Source organism: Terriglobia bacterium (assembly GCA_020072645.1).
Classification (GTDB): Bacteria; Acidobacteriota; Terriglobia; order Terriglobales; family Acidobacteriaceae; genus Angelobacter.
Genome location: JAIQGK010000011.1, coordinates 21,574 through 40,667, shown reverse-complemented (window position 1 = coordinate 40,667; position 19,094 = coordinate 21,574). Strand labels below are relative to the sequence as shown.

The 19,094-nt window shown below is 55.4% G+C and carries 13 protein-coding genes; 1 reads left to right on the top strand and 12 read right to left on the bottom strand.

What is annotated here, in order from left to right; genetic code table 11:
• Nucleotide 1 precedes the first annotated feature (1 nt).
• From fabD to LAO76_15655, 6 genes are all read right to left on the bottom strand, one after another.
• The gene (gene fabD, locus LAO76_15680) at nucleotides 2–955 is read right to left on the bottom strand and encodes an ACP S-malonyltransferase (GenBank protein MBZ5492368.1); all 954 of its coding nucleotides are present in this window, start codon (nucleotides 953–955) and stop codon (nucleotides 2–4) included.
• Nucleotides 952–2,025: a phosphate acyltransferase PlsX gene (gene plsX, locus LAO76_15675; GenBank protein ID MBZ5492367.1), complete on the bottom strand. Its 1,074-nt coding sequence runs from the start codon at nucleotides 2,023–2,025 to the stop codon at nucleotides 952–954. Before plsX ends, fabD begins: the two co-directional genes overlap by 4 nt.
• 12 nt (nucleotides 2,026–2,037) lie before the next feature.
• Nucleotides 2,038–2,223 carry a 50S ribosomal protein L32 gene (gene rpmF / locus LAO76_15670; protein MBZ5492366.1) on the bottom strand — a complete coding sequence of 62 codons (186 nt, stop codon included), beginning with the start codon at nucleotides 2,221–2,223 and terminating at the stop codon, nucleotides 2,038–2,040.
• Between the two features lie 51 nt (nucleotides 2,224–2,274).
• Complete coding sequence (locus LAO76_15665; GenBank protein MBZ5492365.1) at nucleotides 2,275–2,826, bottom strand: DUF177 domain-containing protein; 552 nt, start codon at nucleotides 2,824–2,826, stop codon at nucleotides 2,275–2,277.
• 187 nt (nucleotides 2,827–3,013) lie between these two features.
• Nucleotides 3,014–3,259: a YtxH domain-containing protein gene (locus LAO76_15660; protein ID MBZ5492364.1), complete on the bottom strand. Its 246-nt coding sequence runs from the start codon at nucleotides 3,257–3,259 to the stop codon at nucleotides 3,014–3,016.
• A gap of 160 nt (nucleotides 3,260–3,419) precedes the next feature.
• Nucleotides 3,420–4,136 carry a tetratricopeptide repeat protein gene (locus LAO76_15655; GenBank protein ID MBZ5492363.1) on the bottom strand — a complete coding sequence of 239 codons (717 nt, stop codon included), beginning with the start codon at nucleotides 4,134–4,136 and terminating at the stop codon, nucleotides 3,420–3,422.
• A gap of 541 nt (nucleotides 4,137–4,677) precedes the next feature.
• On the opposite strand from LAO76_15655, the gene LAO76_15650 reads away from it, so the two are divergent.
• Entirely contained in the window at nucleotides 4,678–7,692 is a 3,015-nt protein-coding gene (locus LAO76_15650) for an AsmA family protein (GenBank protein MBZ5492362.1), read from the top strand.
• Between the two features lie 118 nt (nucleotides 7,693–7,810).
• Here LAO76_15650 and LAO76_15645 read toward each other — a convergent pair whose 3' ends face one another.
• From LAO76_15645 to LAO76_15620, 6 genes are all read right to left on the bottom strand, one after another.
• A complete protein-coding gene (locus tag LAO76_15645; GenBank protein ID MBZ5492361.1) occupies nucleotides 7,811–9,409 on the bottom strand; it encodes a hydantoinase B/oxoprolinase family protein in 1,599 nt (532 codons plus the stop codon).
• A gap of 99 nt (nucleotides 9,410–9,508) precedes the next feature.
• Nucleotides 9,509–10,363: a putative 4-hydroxybenzoate polyprenyltransferase gene (gene ubiA / locus LAO76_15640; protein MBZ5492360.1), complete on the bottom strand. Its 855-nt coding sequence runs from the start codon at nucleotides 10,361–10,363 to the stop codon at nucleotides 9,509–9,511.
• A 194-nt stretch (nucleotides 10,364–10,557) separates the two neighbouring features.
• A complete protein-coding gene (locus tag LAO76_15635; GenBank protein ID MBZ5492359.1) occupies nucleotides 10,558–11,175 on the bottom strand; it encodes a protein-L-isoaspartate(D-aspartate) O-methyltransferase in 618 nt (205 codons plus the stop codon).
• 48 nt (nucleotides 11,176–11,223) lie between these two features.
• A complete protein-coding gene (locus tag LAO76_15630; GenBank protein ID MBZ5492358.1) occupies nucleotides 11,224–15,303 on the bottom strand; it encodes a translocation/assembly module TamB domain-containing protein in 4,080 nt (1,359 codons plus the stop codon).
• Nucleotides 15,300–15,974, bottom strand: coding sequence for a SurA N-terminal domain-containing protein (locus tag LAO76_15625; GenBank protein ID MBZ5492357.1), 675 nt, complete (start codon nucleotides 15,972–15,974; stop codon nucleotides 15,300–15,302). The genes LAO76_15630 and LAO76_15625 overlap by 4 nt, the downstream gene beginning before the upstream one ends.
• Nucleotides 15,974–19,054: a BamA/TamA family outer membrane protein gene (locus tag LAO76_15620; GenBank protein ID MBZ5492356.1), complete on the bottom strand. Its 3,081-nt coding sequence runs from the start codon at nucleotides 19,052–19,054 to the stop codon at nucleotides 15,974–15,976. Before LAO76_15620 ends, LAO76_15625 begins: the two co-directional genes overlap by 1 nt.
• Nucleotides 19,055–19,094: the final 40 nt, after the last annotated feature.

Genomic DNA, 19,094 nt, shown 5'->3' with positions numbered 1-19,094 from the left:
GTTATTCTTTCGCCGATGCCGCGAATAGATTGCTCACCTTCTGGACCGACGCTTCATCCTCGGCATTCAGGCAAGTCTGTGACCGATCAATCTGGCGCATCAAGCCTGTGAGCACCTTACCGGGTCCGACCTCAATAAATATTTGCACGCCGAGGCCAATCAGCGTCTGCATGCATTTGGACCACTGCACAGCGCCTGTTACCTGACGCACCAGCGCTTGGCGTGAGCCTTCAGCGGTAGCCTTTGGCGTTGCATCAATGTTCGCGATCACCGGCAATTCGGGATTGTTGAAATGAAGCTTTTGTAAATCTGCTTCCAGCCGGTCTTGCGCCGGCCTCATCAACTCGCAATGAAAAGGTGCGCTCACCACCAGCATCACGGCCTTCTTAGCTCCGCGTTGTTTAGCCAGATCGGCGGCGCGTTCTACCGCTTTTTGATGTCCTGAAATTACGATTTGATCCGGTGAATTGATGTTTGCCGGAGAAACAATTTCACCCTGCGCAGCGTCGGCGCAAACTTGTTGCAACTCGTCCAGCGTCATTCCCAGGATTGCCGCCATTCCGCCTTCACCCGCCGGCACAGCTTCCTGCATGTAGCGTCCCCGATTGTGCACGGTACGGACGGCCTCAGCAAAAGAAAGTGTTCCGGCAGCCACGTGAGCGGAGTATTCGCCTAAGCTGTGACCAGCGGCAAACTGGGGAACAATTCCTTTTTCTTGCAGCACACGCGCGACTGCGGTGCTCATCGTCAGGATGGCAGGCTGAGTATTTTCAGTGAGCTTAAGCTGATCGTTCGGCCCTTCAAAACAGACTTGAGAGATAGAAAATCCCAGAGCGTCGTCAGCTTCCTGAAACGTGTGCCTCGCGACGGGGTAGAGCGATGCCAGCTCTTTTCCCATTCCTGCTGCTTGTGATCCCTGTCCGGGGAAGAGGAAAGCAATCGGGCCGTGGCTCATGCGGATTCTTCCGCCTTGTCAGGGCCAAGGTATGAGTCCGGCCGCATGGATTGTGATTCTGACCGCGCCGCGCCGAGTTCTTTTTCGATATTGGTATTTATGCCTGACTCGTAAAATTCTTTGGCCACACGGATGGCATTCTTCATGGCATTAGCATTTGAGCGTCCATGGCCTACGATAGCGACGCCTTTCAGCCCGAGCAGCGGCGCTCCGCCGTATTCGGCATAGTCAAGCTTGCGGCCGAAGTTGGCGAATGCCTTGCGCGCCAGCAGCGCGCCTACCTGGGAAGTAATTGTTGAGGTGAGGGATTCTTTCAGCAGATAGCGTACCGCTTCCACCAGCCCTTCAGAAATCTTGAGCGCCACGTTGCCGACGAAGCCGTCACAGACAATAACATCCACTTTGCCGTTGTATAAATCGCGGCCTTCAACATTGCCCAGAAAATTGATCGGCAAGTCCTTGATCAGCGAGTGGGCTTTGCGCGTGAGTTCGTTGCCTTTGCCTTCTTCTTCACCAATGGAAAGGATGCCCACCGTCGGCTTGGTATTCTTGAAGATCGCGCGATAGTACATTGCGCCCATCAGCGCAAACTGCGCCAGGTTGTGCGGCTTGGAATCCACGTTGGCGCCCACGTCAATCAGGATGGAAGGCTTGTCCTTGCCCGCTTGAGTAGGAAATACGCTGGCCAGTGCGGGACGGTCGACTCCGGGCAGAGCGCCCAGAACCATCTTGGCCGCGGCCATTGCAGCGCCGGTATTGCCGGCAGTCACAAACCCCACGGCTTTCTTTTCTTTTACCAGCCGCAGGCCCACGTGCATGCTGGAGTCTTTCTTGGTCCGCACCGCCTGCACGGCTTTTTCTTCCATTTCAATGACTTGCGTGGCGTTTACCACGTCAATCGGCAGGTTTTGCGCGGTGGGATGGCCTGCAAGCTCGCGCCGCAGCAGCTCTTCAGGCCCCACCAGCATCACTCGTACGCCATAATGGCGAGCGGCCAGCAGCGCACCCTCGATCTCGGGCCTGGGATGCCGGTCTGAACCCATTGCATCGACGGCTATGACAGTTTCCACTGGCGTTTGCACTTAGGCGTTTTCTTTTACCTGCGCTACTTCACGGCCTTTGTAGTAGCCGCACTTTGGACATACGCGATGCGGCATCTTTTTCTCATGGCAGTTGGGACATTCCGAAGCGGAATGCGCGGTAAGGAAGTCATGTGCGCGGCGACTCGAGGTGCGTGCTTTTGAGTGCCGCCGTTTTGGATTTGGCATTGTTTCCCTTTCTCCTGGCGCCGGCACAAGCCTGCGCGCTGATCTTACTTTTTATCGTTCCAACTTCTTGCGAATATCTTCCAGCGCCGACCATCGCGGATCGGGCATCGCCGTCACGCAATCGCAGCTTTCCACGTTCAGGTTCTTGCCGCACTGCGGGCAGAGCCCTTTGCAGTTGGTGCGGCAAAGCTGCTTCACTGGCAGGGCCAGAAGGATCTGCTCCTTCAAAACGTCTTCCAGCAGCAATCCCTCACCCTGATAATAACCAATCTCTGTGTCGGCTTCGGTGATCGCGACTTCATCCCGTCCCGCATCCACGCCCAAAGGCCGGTATAGCAAATCAAATTTTTCCGCCAGCGCATTATGCACCGGATCAAGGCAGCGGGCGCATTTGACTTCAACTTCTGTCGAAAAGCTGCCTACCAGCCTGATGTCTTCAACAACATTTCGGCCACCGCGGTTCTCGCGAATCAGTTCCGCTCGACCTGCCGACTTCAAAGGCGCAGTCTGAATCTGATCTTCCAGCAAGTCGATTGCGCCAGGCGCAAAAGTCTCGTCAAATTCAAGATTTCGGAGCTCAAGATCCTTTACTTTTATAAACATAAGGGGCGCTCCGGAAAATTCAAGTGGCTCTAGTTTGTCGGGGGAACGCTGGGACGATCGGCGACCGATGCCTCACGATCGTTGACAATACCTTAAGGATAAAGGGGGTATGGAGAGAGTGTCAAGGAAAGTAGCGTGGCGGCGGACTTTCTCCGCCGCCTCATCACGCACTTTGTAGATTGATGGGTTAGAGGTTACGGGTTTCCGTCCCGGTGGCTTCCTGAACGTTGCTTGCAAAACGGTCAGCCTGTCCGCGAATTGCAGAAACCGTGGTGCGGACCTTGTCGCGACCCTGGTTCGCCAGGTCACGTGCTGAGTCTGCCAGATCGCTGGCCCGTTGTGTAAGATTTTCGCGTGTTTCTTCGCCGCTCATCGGGGCAAAAAGAATCCCCAAACCAATACCAATTCCCAACCCTGCCAAAAAGGATTTCATGCTTAAACTCCTGGTGAATTTGGCAGCCAGAATTGAGTGCCGCCTGCTTAATAGAGATTGCGGATTCACCGCGAAGGTTGCCGCATAATTCCACTCGGGCGAGCAGAACCTCGTTTGTGCTCTGGTCAGCTTTGGATTCTGAACTTTTACTTGGACTGGGTTATTTGGCCTTGGTAAGTTTCTGCCCGGCCACCTGGGCTGCAGGACTTCGCGGATCCTCTTTTTGCAATTGCTGGTAAATCAGAGTTGCCTGCTGCGGATCTGTGCTTTCATACATCTCAGCCAGTTCCAGTTGCGCCTGCGGCTTCGATACTGTCACCGTTGGGTGTTCGGAAAGATCTTTGTAAATGGCAATGGCTTCCGGCGCGCGGTTTGTCCCGCGATATATGGACGCCAGGGCCATCTTGGCCAGGGCAGCCACGTCCTTGTCCCTAAAATCGGACGCCGTCTTCAACTCTTTCTCCGCGCCTGTCTTGTCGCCCGCCTGCATCAATGCGATTCCGCTCATATAACGGGCAATCCTGCCCGGAGAAACGGTGGAATATTTATCGGCAATGGCCTGAAACTGCTTTTGCGCGGCTTTTGCGCGATCGGCAATTGTGGGAAACGTGGGACCCGAATCTTCAGCCGGGGGCGGTGAGCCGGCCGGCAAAATCTGCGCGTCCAGAGTGCGCATGGCTGCCGACAATTGGGTATTGGCCTCATCGGACTGGCGGCTGCGCCACGTGATTACACCGGTGGTCAACAAGACGGCAACCAGCGCAAGGCCAACTGTCCAAATAACAGTCTGGCGGTGACCTGTGGCCCATTGCGCTGCGCCCTGGGCAGTTGCGGCGAACTTATCTTCTTTCAATTGACGACGGGTATAACCTGGCACTTGGAAAACCTTTTCGGTGGGATAAGTGGCAATGAAACCTTGAGTTTAGCAAGAAATCGGCAGCGTCGTCAAACAAACCTGGTAGTAATGGTACAGTTTGCGTCCCATAAATCTTCGTCATCCCAACGGCCGAAAGGGGAACGCGCGCAGGTCGGGTTTCCCATTCGCGCCCGGTTTTGGCGGGAATGGGCAAATCAGCGCGCGAGTAGGTCGGAGGGACCTTGTGCTTGCTTTTTGAAGTTCCACGCTATCTAAAGACCGCTTAATGTTTACCAATATTCATCAATTGTAAGTATTGCCTTCCGATCATGGGCGATCACCCGATCAACGGATCACCCGATCTGGCGCCCTTGATCCGGTGTAAATCAGTGTTATCAGTGTTATCAGCGGTGAGGTTTGGGGTTTTGTTCTCATCCTCTTTGCCTGTTTCTGAGGTGTCTGCAACCATACCATTGCACCGGGCTTCAAACTTTGTAGGGAAACCCTGGCATCAAAATCGAATAAGCGCCTTTCCAAATAACTGGCGCTCTGTGGGGCAGCAATGCGCAAACTTGGTATCGCAATCGCCGTCATTGTCGTTGTATTGATCGCAGCGGTCCTTATCGTGCCGCACCTGATCAACGTGAATCAATATCACGGACAAATTCAGTCGCAGCTGGAGAAACGGCTGGGACGACAGGTGACGCTGGGCAATATGAGCTTGCGTCTGTTCCCGCCGGCGTTCGATGTCGAGAACACGACGATTGCTGAAGACCCTCAATTCGCCACGAATCGTCCGTTCGCTACGGCAGATAAGTTGGCTGTAAGCGTCAAATTCTGGCCACTATTGCGCAAGCAGCTTGAAGTGAATTCGCTGGAACTGGTGCATCCCCACATTGGATTGGTGCGCAACGCCCAGGGCGTCTGGAACTTTGCAACCTTGGGGCAGGAATCCAAACCGACTGCCGCGCAGAAAACGCCTTCGCAACCTGCGCAAGGTCCAACGCCTACCACGACAACGGGACCACCAGGATCGCAATCTCCTGCTGGCAAGCAGCCCGCCGGCCAACTCACGCTGGCTAACCTCTTCATCAATGATGGACAGGTGGCGATTACCGATCTGCAGAAACATCAATCCCGCGCGGTGTACGACCACATTGATCTCAATGTGAACGACTTTGCGCCGGACCAGCAATTCAGCATGAAGCTCACGGCGCATCTGCCCGGCGAAGGCAAGCAGGCCATCTGGCTGGAAGGCAAAGGCGGCCCGATCAAAGAAGCTGACATGCTGAATACGCCCTTTGATGGCGTGTTGCGGCTGGACCAGGTATCTACCGGCGCGGCGCAAAAATTCCTGAACTCACAGTCGCTCAATGGAATTGACGCGGTGCTCACCGGTAGCGCCAAAGTGAAAAACTCCGGCGGCAAGCTGTCTTCCAATGGAACGATCAAAGTGGAGAACGCGCGCATTCACACCGTGAATGTCGGCTATCCCATTACGCTGGATTATGACGTTGCCGACGATCTGACCAACGACGTCATCCAGGTTCACAAGGGTGATCTTAAGCTGGGCGCGACGCCAATCTCTCTGGCAGGCACCGTCAATACCAAACCAACCCCCTCGCAGATCGACCTCAAACTCACGGCGTCGAATGCTTCCATCGCGGAAATGGCGAGGCTGGCCTCGGCATTCGGAGTCGCATTCGGCAAGGACGTGGACGTAAAAGGCCAGGTCAATGCCGATATCCAGGCGCGCGGAGCCATGGACAAGCCGGCATTGAACGGCCAGCTTTCGGCACGCAATCTTGATATCAGCGGTAAAGAAATTCCTCAACCGGTCAAAGTCAATGACATTACTTTGGCTCTCACGCCGGAAACCGTGCGCTCTAATGAATTTGCGGCGACGACCGGCTCAACCACCGTCAACGTCAGCTTTGCGCTATCGCAATACAGCGCGCCCAACAGTTCCATCAGCGCCACCTTGCGCGCCCCGAATGCACGCATCGGCGAGCTGATCAACATCGCCAAAGCTGCGGGCGTATCGGCGGTAGATGGCGTTTCCGGCGATGGAGCACTCTCGCTCGACGTGAAGGCGCAAGGCTCCACCAAGAACATGTCCGCGCTGAACTTTGATGGGACCGGCAAGATCAGCAATGCCACGCTGAAAATGCCTTCGCTGACCAAGCCGCTGCAGATCAAGAACTCCGATATCCGCTTCAGCCAGAACTCGGCCTCGCTACAGAACATTGCCCTCACGCTCGGCAGTACCAACGCCGGCGGCACAATCACGCTCAAGAACTTTGAAGCGCCTCAAGTCCAGTTTGCCTTGAACGCGGACAAAGTGAACGTGGCAGAGCTTCAGCAGATCTTTGCCGCCACTCCGGCGCAGCCCGCCAAACGTGCAAGCTTCTGGCGCGTTGTGCCTGAAGCCAACGCGCAGACCAAAGCTGAGCCCAGCATGCTCACCAAGATGACCGGCGGCGGCACGGTTGCCATCGGCGTTATTCAGTATGACGATCTGCTTTTGAACAATGCGCATGCCAACGTGACACTGGATCACGGCCTGATCAAGATGAATCCCGTCACGGCAGACGTTTACGGCGGAAAAGAAACCGGCGCCATCACGATCGACATGCGCCCGGCGCAGCCCGTGTACAACGTGAATTTGAAGACCGAGAAAGTCGATGCCAATAAACTGATCTCATCGGTTTCCGATGTGAAGCAGACTATCTACGGGCTGCTGGCTTCGAACGTGAATGCAAGCTTCAGCTCTTCTTCTGCCAATATCGCGCGCAGCCTGAACGGCAACATGGCCATTAATCTTACAAACGGCAAACTCATGAATCTTGATCTGCTGCATGAGTTGGCCTCTGTGGGGAAATTTCTGGGCAATGGGTTTGGGGCACCCAAAGGCTTTACTGACCTCGTTCAAGTTACCGGAAACTTCGATGTGAAAAATGGCCTTGCCCAGACAAATAATCTCAAAGCGGTGATTGATGGCGGCACCATGGCCGCCGCCGGCTTGATCAATCTGGCCGATCAGTCTCTGAATTTGCATGTAACGGCTGTGCTCAACAAAGCCATCAGCCAACAGGTAGGCGGCACACAAGTCGGTGGATTCATGAACACCGCGCTTGCCAATAATCAGGGCGAGCTGGTGCTGCCGGTGATCGTGACCGGTACATTTCAGCATCCGCAGGTTGCACCCGACGTACAACAGATTGCCAAGATGAAATTAGACAATCTACTGCCCAGCAGCAAAAATCCGGGCCAGCTAACGACGGGGATTCTGGGCGCGATTCTTGGGAACAAGAACCAGGGAGGCGCGAACGGACAGCAGCCCGCAGGCCAGCAGCAGAAGGGCGGCATTGGCGGGATTCTGGACGCAATCGGCGGTAAGCAGCAACAGCAACAAAACCAACAGCAGCCTGCAAGTCCAGCCGTCGGCAGCAATCAGGGACAACAGCCCCAAGCTACGCCCACTCCTGCCGCTCCGAACTTGGGCGATGTGCTGGGCCAGGTGCTGAACAGGAAGAAGAAAGATCAGGCTACGCCGACTCCGACGCCACAGCAGTAGCAATTAGCAGTTAGCTGCAGTAGCAATTGGCACTTAGCAGATCAAGGTTTGCACTCGTGGTCTTGACCAGTAAGCTGGTCTGCCCCAGGGCAGATCACCAGATCAACTGATCACCGATCTATGGCCTGCCCCAGCCGCCGCCTGCGGGGGATTCAATTCTGACCTTGTCGCCTTTTTTCAGGCGTACGCTGGTTTTGCCGGGAAGGGTTTCGCTCATGCTGTTCTGATGGACAACCTGGGTTCGTCCTGCCGCACCGTCCGCGCCGCCCTGCAATCCATATGGACCGCGGCTGCGGCGATCGGTCAGCAGCGTCACTTCAGAATCGGCGAGCAGTTCGACTTCGCGCACAATGCCGTCACCGCCACGGAACTTCCCCGCTCCGCCGCTGTTTTTCCGCAAAGAATATTCCGTCACGCGCAAAGGATACGCATACTCCAGCGCCTCTGCCGGAGTATTCAGCGAGTTCGTCATGTGTGTATGCACGCCGCTCACTCCCGCCCGGTCAGGACGCGCTCCCATGCCGCCCGCAATCGTTTCGTAGTAGGCAAAGGGCTCGCCGGTGCGTTCGTCGATGCCGCCGATGGTCAGGTTATTCATGGTGCCGGAAGAGCCGGCAGGCACGCGGTCCGGCATGGCCTTGGCCAGCGCGCGCAGCAACACATCGACGATGCGCTGTGAAGTCTCAACGTTTCCACCCGCGACGGCCGCCGGCGGCCGCGCATTCACCACCGTTCCCTTAGGCGCAATCATCCGCACGGGGCGCATCAGTCCCGCTGCTGCTGGAACATCTTCCTGCAACAGGCAGCGGAAGACGTAGAAGCACGCTGAGAAAGCAATGGCATCCACGGCGTTGATGCTGCCTGCGACTTGCGGCGAACTGCCGGTGAAATCAACAGTTACCAGCGGCTTGCCTCCTGCCGCCTTTTGAAACGTAAGTGTCACCGCAATGCGGACCGGCCCTGAACCCGCGCCATCGTCATCCAGAAAATCTTCAGCTTCATAGCGGCCATGCGGGACCTTGCCGAGAAACGCCCGCATCAGCTTTTCAGAATATTCCTGCAACTCGTCCATCACCTGCTGCACGCGCGCAAGGCCATAACGCTGCGTGATCTCCAGCAATCGCGCTTCACCAGTGTGGCAGGCCGCAATCTGCGCATTAAGATCGCCTTCGCGTTCTTCCGGAGTGCGCACATTGTTGAGCAGTAGGCGAAACACATCATCCTGCAACTTGCCTCCCGCAATGAGCTTGATGGGAGGAATGCGGATGCCTTCCTGATATATTTCGCGACAGATTCCCATGGATCCGGCATACGTTCCTCCGACGTCGGCATGGTGGGCTCGCGATGCCACATAAAATGCAGGCTTCGTAATGCGCCGGTCCTTGCTTTTACCGCCGATGAAAACCGGCGCAACCAGCGTAATGTCCGGCAGGTGAGTGCCGCCGCAGAAGGGATCATTCAAGATCGCCACGTCGCCAGGACTGAGCGTGAGCGTCTCCACAGCGGCTCTGACGGACATGGGCATCGACCCCAGATGCACCGGCATATGATCGCCCATGGCGACTACTTCTCCCGCGCCGTCAAATACTGCGCAGGAATAATCGCGACGTTCTTTGATGTTGGGAGAAAACGCCGTGCGGCGCAAGGCAGCGCCCATCTCTTCCGCAATGGAGTGGAAAAGACTCTTAAAGATTTCCAGTTCAACCGGATCGCGCATGGAAGATTAGTGTAAACAAACCTTGCTACTAATGACACTGATCGAACTGGATCAGATCAGTGAAAATCAGTTTGATCAGTGTCATCAGCGGTAAGGTTTTTACGAATGAGAGTTTCTTATTAGTAGGTCGGCTGCCACAAAGACGAAAAACACCACGGCAATCACGCCATTCATGGTGAAAAACGCAGCGTTCAATTTGCTGAGATCGTCTGAAGCGACCAGCGAGTGTTCATAAGCCAGAAGCGCCGCCACCACAATAACTCCGATGATCGCCAGCTTGCCGAGTCCGAATACTACGACCAACGCAATGAGCAGGCCAAGCATGAGCATATGCAAAGTCCGGGCCACGATGAGAGCCTTGGGAACGCCCATGGCTTGTGGAATCGAGTTGAGCGAGTTGGCGCGATCGAATTCAATATCCTGGCAGGCATAAAGGACATCAAAGCCACCGACCCAGAAAGTCACAGCCGCCGTAAGCAACAAAATGCGCGGATCGAGCGAGCCCCGCACCGCGATCCAGGCCGCGGCAGGAGCAATGCCCAGCGCGAATCCCAGCACAAGGTGCGACCAGCGCGTGAATCGCTTGGTATAGGAATAAAACAGCACCACCGCCAGCGCCACCGGAGACAGCAGCAGCGTTACGCGATTGAGTTTGGCCGCCCCAAAGATAAACAGCAGGCAAGCGACCACGACAAAGACAGTCGCAAATTTCTGTGAAAGCGTGCCGGCAGGAATCGCGCGCATGGCCGTGCGAGGATTGGCCGCGTCAATTCTCGCATCAGCAATTCGATTGAATGCCATAGCAGCAGAGCGAGCGGAGATCATGCATAAAACGATCCACCCCAGCTTGGCCGCGGTGGGCATTCCTCCGGCGGCAAGCATGGCAGCGCAGAGAGCAAATGGCAGGGCAAAGATGGAATGCTCCCACTTGATCATCTCCAGCGTGGTTTTGATGTTGGTGAGGAGAGGCACAGAGTATTTTATTCTGAAATCCCGAGCGGAGCGAGGGATCACTATAGCCACAGGAATTTAACCGGCAAACACGACGCCGTCTCGACGGAATCAATGGAAATTCAAGCGAGCAGATCTATAGCCCTCGCATACCTGGATAAGCATAGTGATCCCTCGCTCCGCTCGGGATTTCAGAATCAAACCACAAACCCCTGTTCCCCGATCAACGGCACAAAGCGGCAGCCTTCCAGCGTCCGCACCGTGGTACTGCCATCCGCGTGCCGCTGGACGAGTTGCAAAACTTGTTCTTCGGCATCTCCTACAGGAATCAGCAGACGTCCGCCGACAGCGAGCTGGTCCATGAGGGCCTGCGGGATGCGCGGAGCTGCGGCCGATACGATGATGGCATCGTAGGGCGCGGCTTCCAACAGCCCCAGCGACCCATCACCAGTAATGATCTTGGCATTGCGATAGCCCAGCCGTTCCAGTGTCTTCTGCGCCGTCTCCGCCAGCGACGCATACCTCTCCACGGCAAAAACCTGGCTTGCCAGTTCCGCAAGCAGTGCGGTCTGGTATCCCGAACCTGCGCCAATTTCCAGGACGCGGTCTTCCGGCTTGATCTCCGCCGCCTGAATCATGGCGGCAATCATGTAAGGTTGTGAGGTTGTCTGCTTTTCTGCGATCGGAACAGGATGGTCGGCATACGCTTCATTCCAGTTTTGCTGGCTCACAAATTCATGCCGAGGCACTTTGCTCATGGCCGCGAGCAAGCGCTCATCGTGGATGCCACGCTGGCGCAACTGGCTTTCCACCATGGTGAAGCGCTCAGTTGCGAACGGCTGTGTGCCATTCCCGCTCATGCGTCACTTTTTCCGCCTGCGTATGTGGATGTCAAATCCCAGTACCCCGTTCTGGTCTCGAACAGCTACGATCGATACGTTCTTATCGAAATTGTATTCCACCTGAATCACCGTCTCGGCTGATTGCGTGAGGCTGGTGACGTAAGTAAACGTAATGTTATTGCTGATCTGCTGTTCAATCGTCACGCGCGCGCTGGGATTGTTTTCCGAGCCAATAAACTGAGGATCGATTTTTACCCGGCTGGCGCCGAAGAGCCGCTGCACGCGATCACTGAAGGTGGCATTGAGCGCTTCACCCAGGATCGCGTTGGAAGCTGAAGCCGTGTCATTCGTGTTCACACCTGGCGTGTTCACACCTGGCTGGCTCGCGGTATAAACATTTTGTCCGCGAGTACGGCCAAAGGCCAGCAGCGCGATGATGTCAGAATTTGCCAGCGGCGGATCAGAGCGGTACGTCATGCTGATTCCCTTGCCGCCTATCGCCTGTCCATGCAGTCCGATCGTTACGTCATAGCCCTGCACTCGGGTAGACATATCAAGGTTGATGACAGGCTCGATAGTGAGCGGGTTGCTTAAGGTAATGTCACCACGCTCCAGCTTATACTTTGTGCCGTTGAAGAAAACATCGCCTTCAGCAATGTTTACCCTGCCCACAATGGCCGGGCGTGCCGCGGTCCCACGGACACGCAGATCAAGATCGCCGGAAAGCTTGGCCAGGGACGTTTCCACCTGCAACTCCGGCGTGGAAGTAATGTGCATGTCCAGACGCATGTTGTCCAGAAATGGATTCAGCGTGGAGATGATCGGCGCTTTTTTGCTCTGCGCCAGATAGTTGGCAAAATCAAAATGCGGATTCATGCCAAACCGGGTAATCAGAATATCTCCGGAGAGCAATGAACTTTTTGCCGACCCAGTGTAACGCAGCGTCGCATCGGCGGACGAGCTTACGCCCGGCGGATAGCGCAGCCGGACGTCACTACCTTTCGCGGTGAGATCAAAATAGATTCCATTGCGGTAAGCCAAAAATCCGCCGACATCCAACTCCCCGCCACCGGTGTGCGCCGTAAGCTTTTCAATCTGCATGCGGTCCTGCGCAAATACCAGCGAACCAGTGATGTGGCTGAGCCCATTCGGCAGATCAAGCAGCGAGGCGGACGCATCTTTCAGCTCAAGTCTTCCACTCAGTTGCGGGCGCGCTGAAGGCCCATTGACATTCACTGTAAAAGTCGCCGGACCATTCGCTACCAGGTTCGGATTAAATGCCTGCAATAGTTTCAGGTTGAACCGTCCGCGCGAACGCAGGTCAAGCATGTGTTCGCCCGTGAGTTGCACAGCGCCTTTTGCGGAGAGGTCTGTTTCTGTTCCCGTCAGGTGAAACTCATCTACCTTCAGCGATTGATTTTCCAGCCCGAAATGAATCGGGCCATCATTTTGCAGCTTCACGTTCTCAACATCGGCGGAGAGCTGAGTCACATTGCCGGTGATCACCAGGCTGCCCGGCCGCTTCATGGGTCCATGGATGTCAATTTCACCGGCAATGGATGAGTGGCCCGTGATCTGACCCTGGAAATAAGCGCGAATCAAAGGGTCAAAGTCGAGATGCGAGAACTTTAAAGCGATCTGTCCCGGCCATTGATCACGAAGGTGGACTGAACCATCCAGGTTCAACTCTGCGTTTTCAAAATTCGAGCGTCCGCGCAGCTGCACATTTTCGCCGTGTGTCTCCGCCAGAATCGTGAGGCTGCCCACCGTTTCACGGTTCAACACAATATTGCGGAGATCGATTTGGCCATTGATGACCGGCGCATCCTCAGTGCCGGAACCGGTCAGATGAAATCCAGTCTGTCCTTGAACCGAAAGGCGCGGCAGATCAAAACGCTTAAAATTCGCAAGCTCTATGTTGCCGCCGGTGAGATCGAAACGATAATTTTGATTTCCAAGATCGTAGGCCACAAACCCGGTAAACCGCGCGCCATTGTGGGCAAGCTGAATATTTTCCAGCCGCGCCTCGCTTCCGCTCAGGCGCAAGTCGCTGGAAAAAGTCTTGAAAGGTTCTCCATAGATCGTTAATTTGGCGATTTGCAGCTTGCCGCTACCCTGCAAGTTCCGCAAAGTGCCGGCGGCTTGCAGGTCGGCATTCGCAATGCCCGTGATTGCATAGCTTGTCCCGCCAAGGGCCTGCATGTCTGCCACATTTTCATTCAGGATATGTAGCGTGACATTGAGCTGGCTTGTGTTTTCGTCAAAGTCGCCCTGACGCAACGTTGTGGTCGCGGAAAATCCCAGTTGGGCCGTGCCACGACGCAGTGTTCCACGCTGAAGAGACAGCATCGAGGGTGAGTATGCGACTTCAGCAGAGAGTGCGTCCCAATGGATTCGCGCAGGCTTGGTTCGCGCGCCTTTAGGCTGGCTGGCTAGATGGAATTCCGTGTCAAATTTTTCCAGTTCAAGATGGCCGCGCGTTGAGAGCGCGTCGAGCCTGCCGAAAATTACTCCATTGAATGATGATCGCCCCTCCAGCGTGACAGGAATACGTGTTCCCGGTTCAAGTGCGTCGAGCGCCGGCTGTAATTCGCGCAAGTCAGTCGCATTGAGGGAAACATGCGCCTGCGCTTTTTCCGATCCCAAGGACCCGGTGGCGTTTACGCGAATGGCACGCGTTGCCAGAGTCAGACCGGCCACGTCGAGCGTGCGGACATCGCCATGATAGGTGGCTTGCAGTTGTGCGGTGATTGGAACTTCTTTGGGCGAAGGCGATGCAGGCGGGGAGACATCCAATTTCAATGAAGAGACTGCTCGTTCCAGAGGTCCTGTCCAGGCGGAATTGACGTCACCGGAAATGCTCCCAGCCAATTCAATCTTGTCCAACGGCATCTTAGCCGAGGAAATTGCAGCCGCAACCTTGCTGGCTTGAACGCCGGATAAATGAAGCCGCGTTGTTCCCTGTTGCGGCAACGTTTTCTTGCCTGCTGTCACAGAGGAATTCCAGTTCGAAATCTGTACGTCGCCCTGCACAGTGCCGCCGAATGCATGCGCGATCAGGCGGGAGAGAACGATTTTGTCTTGTGTTACTGAATACGGTGAGGATGCGTCAACCGAGGAGATGCGCGCCGTCGCATCATGCCATTCCAGATCGCGAACAGTGAGGTTTCCTTGCGAAGAGTAGCGATTGTTTTGATATGAGCCCTTGCCCTTCAATTCGGCCCGGCCGGCACGAAGCTGCCGCCACTTTGCCGTATTCCCTACCTGAGCCAGGTCCAGCGAAGCCTGGTATTGCAGCGTGAGTTCCGGATTGCTGTAATTGCGCAGCGTTCCACTGGCTTCAACGTTTGAGCTGCCCGCTGCGAGACGGAGCGATTTGATTTCGGTTTCGCCCGAATGCAGGGTGAAATTGGCATGCATTTCCGCCTGCATTGGCGGCGCATTTCTGTAAGCAATCGTCAGCGGCGCGAAATCAAGGTGGCCGTCATAGGCTTTCTGGCTGGGAACATAGTTCATGCCGGCGGAAATATCCTTGCCGTCAAGATCAAACGGGATCCTCTCCTGGTCGAGCATGAGCGTGCCTTGCCGCACCGCAATCTGTTTTATCGCAAGATCGAACAGGTTCTGGGTTGGTTCTCCATCGGAGGCCGCGCCCGCCTGTGGTGAAGGCTGGTTGGTGGTGCCGTCCGGATAAATCAACAAATGAAGCACAACGCGATCAATGGCCACCTTCTCGAGGGAAATCTTGCGGGTGAAGAATGAAATGATCTTTACATCGACTCCGATACGATCAGCATGGGCATAAGGGACTTCGCCTACCGCCTCACGCCCATGGATCGTCACATTGCGGGCTTCAAAATGAAGCGTGGAAAGATTCCAGGTAAATGATTCCACTTCAACCGTGCCACCCGTCATCTGCCGCAGTTCGGTGATCACTCTTTGCCGGACAGTCTCGCGGAAGGAGCCGCTGTTCAGATAGATCAAGAGGCCGGCCACGGTAACGGCCAGTGCCACACAGGTAAAGAGAATGAACCGTCTGAGTTTGCGCTTCTTCGCTGGCGTAGGGGGCGGCGCAATGTCTACATCGGTTTTGCTGCTCATGGGGTCCCAGCGTTCGTCGCGGCCGGCGGCAACATGCGCTCAATGTGGGCCTGGGCGCGCAAAGTCTTCAGCCAGTTATTCAAAAGCTCGTCAATGCGCTGCTCCGCAAGTATCTGCTCAATCTTGTCTGACACCTCTGAGAGTTGAGGCTCGGAAGCGTTGCGCTTGCGCACCTCAGGTAGAAAACGGTCTCGATAGTAGACGGCAATCGCTTCTTTATCGATGCGCACCAACCCGCGAAAGCGCAGATCGATAAAGCGAAGAATTCGGAATTGCGATGTCAGTTGTTCTTCCACGTCCTGCTGCGTCAGGCCGTAGCCGGCAAGGATGGTTTTCCAGTTTTCATTCGTCGAGACGCCAGGAATGCCTTGCCGCAGCTCTTCAATCTTTGACTTCAGCTCTTCCGGCGCAGGATCCAGCATGGCCGGATTCACAATCTGCTGGTCAAGTAGGGAGCGGTCGATCAGACGCTCCAGGACCGCCGTTCGATCAACAGAGGTCACACGTTCAATCGGTTTGGATTGCAGCAGAAATTCCACCCGCGTGGCTTGATCAAGCTCGCTTTCCAGAATCACGTGCTTGTTGACGACCGCCACCATACGATCTACCACCTGGGCCTGCGCGATTCCGGCAAGCAGCAGAACGATTACGAAATGGCGGCGCGCTCTCATCAGAAAGTCTGTCCAATATTGAAAAAGAAATTGAAATGCTTCAGCACCTGTGAAGAAGGGACTGCAGGAGCAGCAGGCGCAGAAATGGGAAATGCCGGCGGGTTGAGGTTATAACCAACATCAAAACTCACCGGGCCGATTGGGGTACGATACCGTGCACCCGCGCCCACCGCGTGCGACACATAATTGAAGTTGCAGGTTGCCGCGGCTGGATGCAAGCAGAGGCTCCGGTCAGGCTGAGAAAACTTAAGGATGCTGTTGGCCATATCGCCGGCCGTGGAAAAAACATTCCCCATATCATGAAACACTACCGCGCTTAAATTGTTGCCAACATAAGGAAGCGGCAGCGGCGGGGTACGCAATTCAAGGTTGTTCAAAAACAGTGCCTCGCCGCCCAGAGGAAAGCCGCTGGTAAGGTCACGTGGACCCGCTTGGTTGATACCGAATCCGCGATGCGACGTGCTGCCACCGGCGAAGAAGCGTTCAGGAAGCGGAGCAAAGTCAGTGGAAGCGAACGGTTCTTCCACACCTATGCGCGTGGACCGGGCAAACACCCAGCGGCGCTTATGAAATTGGTAGTAGCTGGAGTTCTGCACCACCACGCGCGTGAAGTTTGCCTGAGAACCGAATATCCCGGAGGCGACGCCCAGATCAAGCGAGTTGAATGTTCCCTTGAGCGACTCGATAGGGTTATCGCGAGTATCGCGGACGTAGCTAAAATCCGGCATGCCAACGCGCACCGCCTGTGAAAACAGCGGCACCAGGTGGGGATCGATGACCAAATTGCTCGTGCTGACGCGCCGGTAAATGAGGCGATACAGAAGCGTTGTGGCGCGGTTCATCTCATGCTTGATGGAAGCCGATCCTTCCAACCGCTTAGAGGTGAATGTGCTCACGTCATTGGTCTCCTGGTAGAAGGCCGTAAAATCGAGCGTAAGTTTTTGCGAATCGAACAGCCGTGGAGCGCCGTAGCCCACGAGCGCCAGCTTTTCCAGGTTACCGTAACGGGTCTTGAGAGTGACCGTGTGATCGCGTCCGCGAAAGTTAAGGCGCGTGACATCGAATGACACGCGGCCGCTGACGCCAGTGTTTCCCTGGGGATTAGTGGTGCCGCTGGGCTGTCCTGTCTGCACTTCGAGCCCAAGACCGTAATTAAATGTATATCGCCGCGCTTCAGAGAGCTGGAAGTTTATTTTTTTATTAGTGGCGTCGCCTTCAGGGTTCTGCACCGCCACGCCTACTTCATTGAAGATACCCATGTCGTACAAGCGGCGCTGGGAATCGAGCATCTGACTCTGGCTCAGCCGGTCGCCGGCGCCAATCTTGATTTCACGGTCCACAATAAACGGCCGCGTATAGTTCAGGCCGGAAATCAGGACCTTATCTACAAAAACCTGCGCGCCTTCATTGATGGTATACATCACGTCAATCCTATTGGGATTATCCGCTTCGGGCTGCGTGGTGTAATCGAATTTCACTTTGGGAAACCCCAGATTGTAGTATTGCTCCAGAATCGCTGACTGGTCTGTGATCACCATGGAATCAGAATAGGGTTGACCTTCTGAAGCCGTGATCAGGCCGCGAATCTGGCCCTCCGGAAGGGCCTCATTACCCTCAATCTTCAATTTTCCCACGAGCGTCTGCGGGCCTTCTACCACAACCATGTTTACGCGGATGTGGCCTTGCTTGCCATAATTATCTTGCACTTCTGGCGTGACTTTGGCCTGAAGAAAACCGTTATTGCGATAAAGGTTTTCAATTGATTGCACGTCGCGAGCCAGGATGGACTGACTGAATAAGCCGTATAGCAGTAAACCGCCGGCCGGCTGCATGACCATCTGCTCGCGCAAGTCTTCGCGTTGGAAGTAATGGTTGCCCTGTATCGCCAGCTCCACCAGCTTGTGCCGTTCGTTCCTTTCGATGTGAAAAATTATGGTGCGCCTTTCGGTAGTCGAATCCTGCGCTTGCTCATACGTAACCTTCACGTCAAAAAAGCCCTTCGATTGAAAATAGTCGCGTATGTTGCGCGCCCCTTCATTCAGCAGATCATCGTCAACCGCGCTTTCTTCAAAAACCGGGACCAATTTCTTGACCTGCCCGCGGCGCATTTTTGCGCCTTCCACTTTAACGTCCACCACCGGGCCACGGTTGATCTCAAAGGTGTAATCCAGCCGATTGGTCTCCGGGTGGTAGGTTCGCTGTGTCATGGTGACCTGGGCTTCCAGCCGGTCCTGCTTCTGGTAGAGTTTGCGCAGCCGCTGCAAGGCCCGTGTGCGGCGACCGGCGGAAACCACGTCCCCCGAATGCAGCTTGGCGATGTTTGTGATTTCTTCCGCGCTATAACCGGATGACCCTCCAACGTTGATCACTCCTACGCGCGCAAGCTTCCCCCGGTCCACCATAAACTCCACCTTGACCTGCTGATTGCGCGAATCCCACTCATAGTATGGCTTGATTGTGGCCTGGTAAAACCCATTCTCCTGCAGCGTTCGCTGCATTCCCTCGATTCCTGCGGCGATCTTTTCGTCAGTGTATTGCTCACCCAGATTGAGTTTGCTGGCATTGACCAATTGGTTGTCAGTTGGGTGGACAGGCGAACCCTCTGCCAGAATGGACCCAAAGAAATAGTTTTCGCGAGCATCGAACGCCAGAACCACTTCCCCGGCGGGATTGCGCTGGGCTTCCACCTGGATTTCCGCGAAACGGCCAGTGTTGTAAAGCGCCTGTACGGACTGCCTGATCTTGTATCGATCCAGCGGCTCATTTACCTTCTGCGGCAGTATTGTCAGCAGGCTCTCCACATCGTCGATTCCCGGACCGTTTACTTGAATCATTGCAACTTTAAGCCCCTGCAAGCTGTTGAGTCCGCTAGAGAGTTGCACCGCCGGAGACGCGCTGGCAGGAGAAGAAGCAGGCTCAGGGGCTGGCGGGACCTGCGTGTTGGGGATCGGGGTAGGAGCGCTTTGGGGCGATGGGGTGGCTTTTTGGGTGCTTTGAGGCGCAAAAGCTTCCTGCTCCTGGGCAAAGGACACGCTCAGGCAGAGCACGACCATCAGGCACACTGATCGGCAGCGCGGCAATAGAAGCCCCTTAATTGGAGGTCGCTTTGTAGAGTTCGAT

Excerpts from the sequence above, each read along its gene's own strand:
- LAO76_15625 (MBZ5492357.1), bottom strand. The coding sequence starts at position 15,974 with ATGAGAGCGCGCCGCCATTTCGTAATCGTTCTGCTGCTTGCCGGAATC.
- rpmF (MBZ5492366.1), bottom strand. The coding sequence starts at position 2,223 with ATGCCAAATCCAAAACGGCGGCACTCAAAAGCACGCACCTCGAGTCGC.
- LAO76_15650 (MBZ5492362.1), top strand. The coding sequence starts at position 4,678 with ATGCGCAAACTTGGTATCGCAATCGCCGTCATTGTCGTTGTATTGATC.
- LAO76_15645 (MBZ5492361.1), bottom strand. The coding sequence starts at position 9,409 with ATGCGCGATCCGGTTGAACTGGAAATCTTTAAGAGTCTTTTCCACTCC.
- LAO76_15665 (MBZ5492365.1), bottom strand. The coding sequence starts at position 2,826 with ATGTTTATAAAAGTAAAGGATCTTGAGCTCCGAAATCTTGAATTTGAC.
- LAO76_15630 (MBZ5492358.1), bottom strand. The coding sequence starts at position 15,303 with ATGAGCAGCAAAACCGATGTAGACATTGCGCCGCCCCCTACGCCAGCG.
- LAO76_15635 (MBZ5492359.1), bottom strand. The coding sequence starts at position 11,175 with ATGGTGGAAAGCCAGTTGCGCCAGCGTGGCATCCACGATGAGCGCTTG.
- fabD (MBZ5492368.1), bottom strand. The coding sequence starts at position 955 with ATGAGCCACGGCCCGATTGCTTTCCTCTTCCCCGGACAGGGATCACAA.
- LAO76_15660 (MBZ5492364.1), bottom strand. The coding sequence starts at position 3,259 with ATGAAATCCTTTTTGGCAGGGTTGGGAATTGGTATTGGTTTGGGGATT.